Genomic DNA, 11,427 nt, shown 5'->3' on the forward strand with positions numbered 1-11,427 from the left:
CTGACCCGTGGCAGGAATCGTTCCGCCAGCACACGTGCAATCCTCCTTCCCATTTTCGGCTCGGATGTTGAGAACAGATCGCACAGTTCATACCCCACTGCAATTCCTGCTCGCTTGATGGATTGCATTGAGTAATAGCTGTCGAGCGTTGTGTCATAGAAAAGACATAAGTCGGGAGATTGCTGAACGACTGTTTTTGTTAACTGTCTCCAAAAGCGAAGACGTGAACTCACCGTCGGTCGATGTTGAATCGGACCGACGGAAACGACGCCAAAGTCGGTGTCAGTGGCTTGCTCAAGGTGGCCGAAATGTCTGGGGACGATCATGCGGACTTCACCGCCAGTTGCTGCAAGTCCGCGGCATATGTCACGAACCCGCCGTACTCCCGCCGAAATCTGCGGCGGTGGGTATGCCCCCTGATACACGACTGCATAGGACAATTTATCTGACACAAGAACGTCTCCTCTGACCAGTATCTTTGTTGCGAATACCGTAATGTTCCGCTGTCTGGATGTGCACCGCCCGAACTGTACGGCGATCGATGTGAGCGACTCGGTGGGGCGTATTGCAGGGGCCGTCAATATTGCCGTATCAACGAAGGACCCGGTGCACCGGAGCCGGATAACGCTTCGCAAATACTGCAGAGAGTGCAGCGTAGACTCCGATTCGATACAGAGACCAACGGACGCTCTCGTTGAATCCCATTGCAAAGCGCCCGCGGTGACTGATCGTGATCTGCTCGTCAAATTCCTGTTCGGCAGATGCCACGATCAGACCGTCGCCGGAGAAACTCTCGCTGGGAGTGTGCTTCGCGATCAGATGGTACCGCAGTTCCTTCAGGCGACTCAGACAACGTTGATGGAGTTCATGGCCGTGGGTGGATATGAAAATGAAGCGAACATTCTTCTTCGACAGCGCATTCTTTGCTCCGTCAAGCATCAAGCGTTCAAATCCCTGTATGTCCGAGTGCAGGATCGCCACCTTTTCGATGCCATGCTTCTTAATAATACTGTCCACGCTCATGGTTGGCGGTGTCGACGACTGATCCGCTACATCACTGACAAAGGCGTGCTCAAAAATGCCTTCAGCATTGTTCATGTCAAAATTTTGTTTGCCGAGCTCGAGATTCTCCCGTTCGGGTTCGACCATATAGTTCTTCGCATCGTAGATCGCCTGCTGGAACCAAAGAGAGTAATAGCTCCAATAGGATCCCAGTTCGATCATCGTCGAATCAGGTCCCACTTTCTTCAGTACCTCGAAGAACACTTTTTCTTCCTGCGGTTCATGGTGACCGCCCAGTTTTTCGACGATTTGCGTGATGAACGGTCCGTAATACCCGTCGGCATAAACCTTGATGCCGTTGTGCATGACCTGTACTCGCCGACCATTGGAAGTTTCAAATACAGACCCCGCATCGCCAACTTTGGGTATGTAATCGGTGTCTGTGCACGACACCGTCATGGCGACTCTTCGCTCTTCAGACATCGTGATCATCCTTCTGATTCTGTGATTCGGAAAAAAGTTCGCGAAAACGTCATGAATGAAATGATGCTGTACCGTCGTTCTTAGGCTGCCGGAGATCGGTACCTCCGGGCGTGGGAAATTCAGGCAGCCCTTCCGGCACCAGTCGCTTCGACGTTAATGATCTGTTGCAGAATTTCGTTGACCGAGTACCGCTGCTCCCATTCCGGGTAGTGAGTTTGGAACCGTCGTGTGTCACTGACGTACCAGATGTGATCGCCGGTGCGATTATCTTCTTTGTACGAATAGTTCATTTTGTTTCCGGTCAGTGTTTCTGTCATCCGAATTGCTTCCAACAACGAGCAATTCGAAAACCGCCCTCCCCCAGCGTTGTAAACCTCACCGGATCGAGGATTCTGGAAGAAGTGATCGAACATCATGATCAGGTCGTGACTGTGTATGTTGTCTCGAACCTGCTTTCCCTTGTATCCGAAAATCGAATAGTGGCGTCCAGTCACGCAACACTTCACAAGATACGACAGAAAGCCGTGCATTTCGGTTCCGGCATGATTAGGCCCGGTTAAACAGCCACCCCGGAAAACTCCGGTCTTCATCCCAAAGTAGCGGCCGTATTCCTGCACGAGAACATCGGCAGCAACTTTCGAAGCACCGAACAGCGAGTGTTTACACCGATCAATGGACATTGATTCATCGATTCCGTATTCGAAGTACGGATGCGATTGGTCGATCTCCCAGCGCGTTTCCAACTCGATCAGTGGTAGTTGATTCGGCGTGTCGCCGTAGACCTTGTTGGTTGATGTAAACACGAAAACCGCTTCCGGGCTTGATTGACGCGCGGCTTCCAGCAGGTTGAGTGTGCCATTAGCGTTGATGGTGAAATCTGTCAGCGGCTCTCGAGCCGCCCAGTCATGCGACGGCTGAGCAGCGGTATGCACTATTAACTGAATGTCGCTGCCAAATTCAGAAAAGATGGTCTGAATGGTTTCTGTGTCTCTGATATCAACGTTTCGAGCCTGAAAGTTTTTGACTTCGGCTTCGAGTCGCGTGGTTGATGGTCGTGTCGATGCTTCAGTGCCGAAAAAATAGCACCGGGAGTCGTTGTCGATTCCCACGACAATGTCGAACTGAGTCGAGAAATGTCGAACGGCCTGAGAACCGATCAGTCCCCCGGATCCGGTGATGATTGCTACACTCATGACAGTTTACTGAAACCTACAGTTCACAAATATTTGGAGGTGGTTTTTGAAAATGTCTTTAGCGAAACAGGTGCAGTGATCTGGATTGCAAATCAGCGTCTACTGTCATGTCTGTGTCCTGAGTTGTCACAATGTGGTGCAACTTTGAGTTTCATGTTGAGTTCTCAGGAGGGATCAGTCAGTTGTCAGAATTCTTTCAAGTCCGCTGAACATCAGATGGACAAGGTGCATGTCAGTTCCAGTCGGACTATGAGATATTTATTTCAGTCGCTGATGGTCCAACCACGTCACTTTCGTGAGACGCCGGGTGTTATCTGACTGTTAAAAGAGATAGGGGTAGTCGTGACGAAGGAACACAAACTGAATTGCTGTATTACCGGCAAGGCATACAGTCGCCAGAACGATAAACTGATTTTTTGCGACATCGAATCCAGTTCTGAGGCGATTTCCGTCCAATTCAGAACTACATCAACCAACGCGTGGAGCTGAGTGCGCCAGCCATAAGGAATACCAAACGGGAAACATTATCCGTATTGATTGCGATAGAATCTTGACGTGGCAGAAACAGCCAAACGGTTGTGATGGTGGGGACTCAAAAATGGCCCGGAATGTCTCCATCAGTGTCCGACGATTTTTGGCGAACGATTCCGCGTGAACCGACGTCCCGGAAATTCTCAGACGGACCAGCAGGTTCGCCAGGATATTTCGATACAAACCAAGTGAGGTGACTCCCTTGTGAAGACGACTGAATTGGCGTGTTTGCTTAAACCCTGATCGTCGTATGCTCGAACTGCTTTCAGGCTGCGTGGTACAAACGAGGTCGAATCTGCTCGGATGGAATGGCGAGTGTGTTGAATACACATGCCGAACGCAACTGCCGTTGTGCCTTCGGTTGGGTTCCGTCAAACAGCTGATAGCCATATGACCGAAGGATCTCAGTTACGGAGGCTGTCGGTTGCTTTCCGACTTCCAGATAGAATTTCGGCCGGTGCTCTTTGAGTACGTTGTGACCGCCCTCCAGCACTAACTGTTCAGCGCCTTCCACATCGATCTTTATGATTGTTGGAGGTGGAAACACAGCCAACATGGAATCAAGTGTCGTTGTTGGAACCAATTGTGTGTATCTGGTTCCGCCAGCCTGACTACGCCCGGTGGTGTGCTGTAATGAGTTCGAAGAACGGCCACGTACCGCTATAGAAAATTGTGTGATTTCTGACGTATTGGTCACTGCGCTACACAGGACATGAGTGGTGCGATCCCGGTTTTCTGCCAGCTGAGTCGATCGTTGAATTAATGACGCCAGAATCGGATCCGGCTCCACACATACCACCGTGCCCGCCTCTCCGACCCGGTGTGATGCCAAAAAACTAAAAGCACCTAAATTGCCTCCAATGTCCCAGACATGGTCGCCTTCCTGAACGTATTCCGAAGCGATCGTTACCAGATCACGGAATGCGCCATATCCTGGTTTTAAGTACGTCAGTGCCGAATCGGGGGTGACGAAGAACGGACGTCGGCCAAAGCTGGATGGCAGCCGACGGCGGATCACGATTCGACGAGCGACGCGTTCTGCGATTGTTCTAAGCATCGTGTGCGTTCAATAAACAATCAGTAAATAATTCCGTGATGGCCGCATCAAATCGAGGTGCCGTGAGTTATGCAGATTTAAAAAATATCCGAAATTCAACAATGTCTGTTTGTGCCTGAAAATTGAACGAGACACGCGAGATGTCCGCGCAAACTTCGCCCTCCTGGGTGACATCAGGAGTCGACGCAACTCCGGTCACTCGATTGCATTCCGCTGATGCGAACCGCATGGATCACGGTTGTTCTCGCGAGGTTAGCCAAAATCTGTGATTCAATGCTAGACCGACTTCGCGCAGATTCAGCCGGACGAGGTGCCAGTGATGAAATGACTGCCGGTTCTTCTTTTCAACAATCGGCAGAAGTTTCCGGATCTGTACCAGGCGGCAGGATCAGAAATGCAATCCGATCAGCAGAATCATAAACGGAGAGTATTTCGAAAGCAGGGACAACACAGACAACGTTGCGACTGCAAGTTAAATCACGTCCGGAATCTGTGCCGCCGGTGAGTCATTCTCTTCGAGCTGGCATATGACATCGGACGGAAAGCCCGGGTAGCGTCGACGCGCGGACTGACCGGCCACCGGGACGGTGTTGATATCCCTGAGGTGACAGCTGTGCCATTGCCCTCTGATAAGATGCCTGCGGGTTGCCGATGTTCTTCTGTCGTTAGCGACCGGATGCGACGTGTTTTAAATATTCTCCGTAATCATTTGGATATTCGGCCGCGAGGTTTCGGAGATGTTCTGCATCAATCAGGCCTCGACGAAACGCGATTTCTTCCGGGCAGGAGACCTTCAGCCCCATTCGATTTTCGATGGCAGCTACGAACTGGCCGGCTTCCAGAAGTGAATTGTGAGTTCCCGTATCCAGCCATGCGAATCCGCGTGACAACAATTCGACCTTTAGCAGGCCGCGACGCATGTACTCGCGATTGACGTCCGTGATTTCATACTCACCACGTTCTGAGGGTTCGAGATTCCGTGAAATCTCTACTACATCATTGTCGTAGAAATACAGCCCTGGCACGGCATAATGCGAACGGGGTTCCTTTGGTTTTTCCTGCAGTGACACGACTTTTCCGGTGTCATCAAATTCGACCACTCCGTAACGTTCCGGATCGCGCACTTCGTAACCAAATATGGTCGCTCCGGTGTCCTGTGACACCGCATTTCCCAGGAGTTGCTGGAATCCTCTGCCGTAGAAGATGTTGTCTCCCAAAACCAGCGCTACGTGATCATCGCCAATGAAATCGGCCCCGAGGACGAAGGCCTGGGCCAGTCCGTCGGGTTTTGGCTGTGTTACGTAGGAAAACTTCATTCCCCACTGCTCACCAGTGCCCAGCAGCTGTTCGAAACCACCGATGTCGCGTGGTGACGAAATCACCAGCACCTCGTTAATCCCTGCCAGCATCAGCGCCGAAAGCGGATAATAGATCATTGGCTTGTCGTACACCGGCACCATTTGTTTGCTGATGCCGAGAGTGAGTGGAAAGAGCCGAGAACCGGACCCTCCGGCCAGAATGATGCCTTTTTTGAAACAACTCATCTCGATTCCTCTCCAATGAATTCTCTGCGCAGACAAGCACCCCGGTCACTCGGTAACCGGGGTGTTCACTGCAATCTACTCCAATCCAAGTCGCTCGCGCCGGTAGTTGCCACTCTGGACTCGTTCAACCCAATCGGAATGGTCGAGGTACCAGCGCACGGTTGTTTCAATACCGGTCATAAAATCGGTTTTCGGCACCCAGCCAAGCTCATCACGAATTTTTGAGGCATCAATGGCGTAGCGACGATCGTGGCCGGGACGATCCTTCACGTACGTGATCAATGAATCGCATGGTGTGTGTGCCAGGTCCGGACAGTACTGATCTACGGCTCCGCAAATCGTCTTCACTATTTCGATATTCGTCCGTTCCGTATTTCCGCCAACGTTGTAACACTCGCCGACCACTCCCTGTGTCAGCACTGTTTGAATCGCTTCACAGTGGTCTTCGACATACAGCCAGTCGCGAACGTTGAGCCCATCACCATACACCGGCAGTGGTCGACCTTCCATGGCATTCAGGATCATGAGTGGAATCAGCTTTTCCGGAAACTGATATGGCCCATAGTTATTCGAGCAGTTGGTCAGCAGCACCGGCAATCCATACGTGTGATGCCAGGCCCGGACAAAATGATCAGACGCAGCTTTGGATGCGGAATAGGGACTGTTCGGAGCGTATGCCGTTGATTCCGTGAATAATCCGGTATCACCTAATGAGCCGTAAACTTCGTCTGTTGACACGTGCAGGAAACGGAATGCCTTACCGGCTGATTCATCCAGACCGTTCCAGAAATTTCTCACTTCTTCCAGAAATCGACATGTTCCCAGCACATTGGTTTCCACAAATGTCAGTGGACCGTCGATTGAACGATCCACGTGAGATTCCGCCGCGAAATTAACGATGGCCTGAGGCTGATGCTGTTGCAGCAGTTCACGGACCAGTGAAGAATCTCCAATATCACCAACGATCAGCTGGTGGCTGGGACCATCCGGAAGTGAATCGGGATTACCTGCGTACGTGAGTTTGTCGAGATTGACCAGACGGACATCGCCGCGTGAGGCCAGTTGCCGCGCAAAACAACTGCCAATGAATCCAGCTCCACCAGTAATCAGAATGGTCTTCATGCCCTGATCCAGTTCTTCATCGCTTTTTCAAGAGCCTCCTCAACGGGACTCAGTGGAAGTCCGGCGGCAACAGCCTTACTGCTGTCCAGCACACAGTTGGAACGTGGCGTCTTTGCGGCAATTCGAAGAAATTGTTCTTCACTTTCAAAAAACTCGAAAGGCCTGTGACTGAGTCCGTGTTGCTGAACGCGTTCGATCACCTGCCGAGTTGTGATTGATCCCGGATTGGTGAGGTTCCAGAGTCCGTACTCGCATTCCTTCATTGTGCAGTCAATGCAGGCATCAGCGAATTCGTCCAGATGTGACAGGCTGTTGGTCGCATTGAGCAGTCGGGGGTAGTTCATCATTTTAGTGATATAATTGCGGGGCGAATCGACGTGATTGAACGGTATTCTCAGTCTCCAGATCCAGCAACGTTCCGCGCCCTGCAGTACTTCTTCGCCCAAGGCCTTGCAGCCCGAATAGAAGCTGCAGTTATCCTGACGAAATGTAAAGTTGGGGTCATCACTTTCCCGGAATCCGATGCCGTCACTGCGCGTTCCCGTGAAAATACATCCGGAAGATACGTGCCCCCAGGGAATTTTCAGATCTTCACAGACCGTTCTCACCGTTCCTGGCAATACACCATTGCCTGCCAGACATTCGGCTCGGTGCAATTCACATGCATCGACATTCGGACGACCGGTATATCCAGCTGCGTTGAATACGTACTGCGGCCGGACACTTTGCAAGTATTGCTTCAGGGATAATGCGTCAGTGTAGTCAACGTCCGAACGGGCGATTGAGCTGAATTCCAGCCCCCGTCGAGACAATCCTGCCTGTAGTGCCTGGCCGACGTATCCGCTTCCACCTAACAGAACCAGCATGTTCTTTCCTGATTGTGTTCGTTGACCAAATTGTTGCCGACCATCGTTTGAATTTTGTTGAACCAACAGTGGTTCAGACAATCAATTTCTTGGTTTCGGATCACGTAATTTTCCGATTCGGAGCTTCAGATCAGGGAAACCTAGCAAAAACTATTGTGCAGTTCCTGTTCATGTCACAGACTCATACGAGTTGCGTAAGTCTTTTCGGTCACTCCATGTGGCAAGGAACCTCTCAACCACCCACAGCGGACAACCAAAATGCCAATTCTGGCAAATGAACCGGACATTTTCCCCGACAATCTGTTGAATCAGAACGGTCAGAGCAGTGAGGGTATTGAATGGTACGCTATTCACACCCTCAGCCGACGGGAAAAGGAACTAATGAGGCGGTTGCGGTCACAGAAGATTTCACATTACTGCCCTTTGGCAGAAACCCGTAAAAGATCACCTGCCGGTCGAATTCGCACGAGTTACCTGCCGTTGTTTCGCAGTTATGTATTCGTGCGAGGCAAAGAAGAAGACCGTTACAAAGCAGTCGCTACCGGATGCGTGGCCAACTGTCTGGAAGTCGTGGAGAGCGAACAGCTGGTTGCCGATCTTCGCAGAATCCGACTGCTCAATCAGGAGGGGTCGGACGTACGTCCTGAGCCTGTACCACTGGTCGGCCAAAATGCGATCGTTGTTTCCGGTCCGTTGATCGGGGTTCGAGGGACTATTACCGAGATTCACTCACAACACAGGCTCACCGTTTTGGTGAGTTTCATGCAGCAGGGTGCATCGGTAACGATTGACGAAGCCGATGTTGAATTAACGGACTGAATCCGTGCCGTGGACGGTGACGACACCGCTCAAACGGCCAGTCAGAGACAAGACAAGTTATGCACCTGGGGCATACTGCTTCGTTATTTGTCCAGATTGCTATCGATTGTGGTCAACGGTGTGCGCGCTGTCTCACGTCGTAATACGTCTGTCCGATAAGCGAATTGCCGCTGTCCGGCAGGTCCTTTCGATTGTGGTTCGATGCCTGTTACGTTGAACCAATTTTTTCTGCCGCGTCAGTTCTGAATGTACTTCAACTGTCTTCAAGCCGGGACGAACAATGAGTGCGCCTCTCAGTTCAAAGACCAGTTTAGGACCGATCGTAACGTCACTGTCCGGAAGCAGCACAACATGACTGACTGCGTGCACAATTCCCCAAATTTAGTGCAGCGGCCACTCCGTGGTTTTCATGACACGAGATATCTCACATGTGGAAGTAACCTTTGAAGTGCAGAGATTAACCGCCTTAGCGACTGAGTACTTCCATTGTCACACACAATGACTTCGAATTGTGAAGCTGACGTCGTCTGGGTTGTCAGCTGCTCCCAATAGTCGTTGCAGACTCTTGATTCGATTGAAGACGGGAATTACAACGGAACAGCAAAACTGTCGACCACGACTCATCCTGTCCGGTTCGTGCCTGGTTTGCACGGACATGAATTGTCACTCCGGATTGAACTCCTGTCCACCTGTTGGACTACGCGGCTGATGCCAGTTGAGACAATGGTTGCTCAGAAGGAACACTCATCATATTGAATACGTCCTGCCGGCCAGCTTCCCGACCGGACACCGGCAGACTACTTTCCAACAGGTCATAGCCGAATGAACTGAGAATTGCTTTGACGGACTGAATCTGTTTTTCTTCGACTATGACACAGATACGTGGACGGTACTCTTCGATTAATCGCTTTCCTCCCTCCAAGATCAGCTGTTGGGCATCCTCGACATCAATCCTGATAAAGGTTGGTGGTGAAAATACCGACAGCATTGAATCCAGTGTGGTGGCAGGTGAGAACTGTGGTTGTTTGGCAAGAACTGTCTGCATGCCGTTGAGGACTTCCGCCGGGCTGCGGTAACGCTGATTTTGCTCAACAGGGCAAATCTGAGCAATCTTTGTTTCTGCCGAAACAGAGGCACACAAAACATCGATTGTGAGGTCACGATTGTCCGCATGTTCGGAGGTTCGTTGGATCAGTGCTGCCAGATTCGGATCCGGCTGGACCGATAAAACGTTGCCGCGATGTCCGGCCTGATGAGCTGCCAGAATGCTGAACAGGCCGGTCGTTCCGCCAATGTCCCAAATACGGTCACCTTCGCGAATACATTCAGACGCGATTCTGATCAGACTTTTGAATTCCGTAAATCCCGGATTTACAAAGGCCGTGTCAGAATTCGCGGGGATATAGCAAGATCGCCTTCCGAATTTCGGAGGAAGTCGACGGCGGATGACACCGTGTCCGGGAACACGTTTGAGAATTGCTTTGCGCAATCTGGTTGTCCGAGTTGTCGGTATCACTTGTTTCGAAGATTCCCGGGTGACTTCCTGCAGAGACTTCGCAAAAGCAGACACCGAAAGTGTCTTCGTAAATCTATCTTCTGCCAGTTGACGCGCTCTTTGTCCCATGTTTTTCAATGTGGCACGGTCAGTTTTTGCTGTGCGAACAGCTTCAGCGATCGCAGAAGGACATCCGGCTTCAACGGTGAATCCCACGTGATGAGACTTCGTAAGTTCGAAAAGTTCTGAAGTCTCAGGTGCATTGGTCAGAAATGGTCGTCCGGCAGCAAGAATGCCATAGAGTTTACTTGGCATCAGACAGCGGCTGAGTCCGGCAGTCAAAGGCAGCAGATGCAGATCGGCGGCACTGAGGCTGTGTGACAATTCCTCAATCGGTTGATAGTCACAAAACAGAATATTGGACAGTCCCAATGACTCTGTCTGCTGCTGCAGAGTTTTTTTGCGAGCGCCCTGCCCCACAAAAACGAACTGAATCTCGGTGTCGTCCTGCAGAATTGCAGCTGCTTCAACGAATTCCTCCAGATTCTGAGTCAGCCCCAGGTTTCCGGAATACATTGCCACGAACTTTTTTTCGAGTCTGAATTTTCGCCGAAATCGATTGCTGCTCTCAACCGGAACGATTTGTTGTGTGTCTGCCCAGTTTGGAATGATTGACACACTTTCATCGGGAATTTCGCTTTCCAGAAGCAGTTGTTTCATGTCCTTGCTCAGGACGATCATTCTGCTGCAGCGGCGGTATATGTCGAACAGTGAGCTTCTTAGTTTCCGAATAGCCCGATTGTTCCCGACTTTCTCCAGAGCGACCGCAACATCCGGGTAGATGTCCTGCAAGTAGCCCACCATGCTGCACCCGCTGTATCGGTGAAATCGGTCGGCAACGAACGGCAGCAGGAACGGATCCGTTTCGAAAACGACTACATCCGGCTGTGGCAGCAATCGAATCTGTTTCTGGCAGGCACGAACAAACGAAAGGAAATTGATCCCTTTCTGCAGCATGTTTCTTTTGGAGAATGTTGTGTGTTTGACTCGGTGAATGGTAACGCCATTTCGCTCTTCGATGTTCTTCCAGTCTGTGCTGGTCGAAGGCACGTTTGGCTGGCCGGCGAGGACATGCACATCAAACTGATCTGTGAGGCCTTCACAGAGTGCTGTGAGCAGTTGGCCGGTGGCTTCGGTGTCCGGCCAGTAAGATCGATTCAGAAATAGGAGTCGCGGCTTCATAAAGAATCCATTCTTTACAGCGAATCGTGCGACTGTCTGCGTGGACATGGCCCTCGCAACGACATGTATTATT

The 11,427-nt window shown here is 51.1% G+C and carries 9 protein-coding genes; 1 reads left to right on the forward strand and 8 read right to left on the reverse strand.

What is annotated here, in order from left to right; translation table 11 throughout:
- The 7 genes from MK110_17675 to MK110_17705 all read right to left on the reverse strand — a co-directional run.
- A partial coding sequence (locus MK110_17675; protein ID MCH2213139.1) for a glycosyltransferase occupies positions 1-452 on the reverse strand: 452 nt, incomplete at its 3' end.
- A 139-nt stretch (positions 453-591) separates the two neighbouring features.
- Positions 592-1,485, reverse strand: coding sequence for an FkbM family methyltransferase (locus tag MK110_17680; protein MCH2213140.1), 894 nt, complete (start codon positions 1,483-1,485; stop codon positions 592-594).
- A gap of 119 nt (positions 1,486-1,604) precedes the next feature.
- Positions 1,605-2,678, reverse strand: coding sequence for an NAD-dependent epimerase/dehydratase family protein (locus tag MK110_17685; protein MCH2213141.1), 1,074 nt, complete (start codon positions 2,676-2,678; stop codon positions 1,605-1,607).
- Between the two features lie 796 nt (positions 2,679-3,474).
- Entirely contained in the window at positions 3,475-4,266 is a 792-nt protein-coding gene (locus tag MK110_17690) for an FkbM family methyltransferase (protein MCH2213142.1), read from the reverse strand.
- Positions 4,267-4,931: 665 nt separating this feature from the next.
- Entirely contained in the window at positions 4,932-5,810 is an 879-nt protein-coding gene (gene rfbA, locus MK110_17695; protein MCH2213143.1) for a glucose-1-phosphate thymidylyltransferase RfbA, read from the reverse strand.
- Positions 5,811-5,885: 75 nt separating this feature from the next.
- Positions 5,886-6,932: a dTDP-glucose 4,6-dehydratase gene (rfbB, locus tag MK110_17700; protein MCH2213144.1), complete on the reverse strand. Its 1,047-nt coding sequence runs from the start codon at positions 6,930-6,932 to the stop codon at positions 5,886-5,888.
- Entirely contained in the window at positions 6,929-7,798 is an 870-nt protein-coding gene (locus MK110_17705; protein MCH2213145.1) for a sugar nucleotide-binding protein, read from the reverse strand. Before MK110_17705 ends, rfbB begins: the two co-directional genes overlap by 4 nt.
- Before the next feature lie 258 nt (positions 7,799-8,056).
- Here MK110_17705 and MK110_17710 point away from each other — a divergent pair, with 258 nt between their 5' ends.
- The gene (locus MK110_17710; protein MCH2213146.1) at positions 8,057-8,617 is read left to right on the forward strand and encodes a hypothetical protein; all 561 of its coding nucleotides are present in this window, start codon (positions 8,057-8,059) and stop codon (positions 8,615-8,617) included.
- A 697-nt stretch (positions 8,618-9,314) separates the two neighbouring features.
- Here the strand turns inward: MK110_17710 and MK110_17715 are convergent.
- Positions 9,315-11,354, reverse strand: coding sequence for an FkbM family methyltransferase (locus tag MK110_17715; GenBank protein ID MCH2213147.1), 2,040 nt, complete (start codon positions 11,352-11,354; stop codon positions 9,315-9,317).
- Positions 11,355-11,427: the final 73 nt, after the last annotated feature.

It is taken from the genome of Fuerstiella sp. (assembly GCA_022447225.1).
Taxonomy (GTDB): domain Bacteria; phylum Planctomycetota; class Planctomycetia; order Planctomycetales; family Planctomycetaceae; genus S139-18.

Coding starts and splice junctions, on each gene's coding strand:
- MK110_17690 (MCH2213142.1), bottom strand. CDS start 4,266: ATGCTTAGAACAATCGCAGAACGCGTCGCTCGTCGAATCGTGATCCGC.
- MK110_17715 (MCH2213147.1), bottom strand. CDS start 11,354: ATGAAGCCGCGACTCCTATTTCTGAATCGATCTTACTGGCCGGACACC.
- MK110_17685 (MCH2213141.1), bottom strand. CDS start 2,678: ATGAGTGTAGCAATCATCACCGGATCCGGGGGACTGATCGGTTCTCAG.
- MK110_17680 (MCH2213140.1), bottom strand. CDS start 1,485: ATGTCTGAAGAGCGAAGAGTCGCCATGACGGTGTCGTGCACAGACACC.
- MK110_17705 (MCH2213145.1), bottom strand. CDS start 7,798: ATGCTGGTTCTGTTAGGTGGAAGCGGATACGTCGGCCAGGCACTACAG.
- rfbB (MCH2213144.1), bottom strand. CDS start 6,932: ATGAAGACCATTCTGATTACTGGTGGAGCTGGATTCATTGGCAGTTGT.
- rfbA (MCH2213143.1), bottom strand. CDS start 5,810: ATGAGTTGTTTCAAAAAAGGCATCATTCTGGCCGGAGGGTCCGGTTCT.
- MK110_17710 (MCH2213146.1), top strand. CDS start 8,057: ATGCCAATTCTGGCAAATGAACCGGACATTTTCCCCGACAATCTGTTG.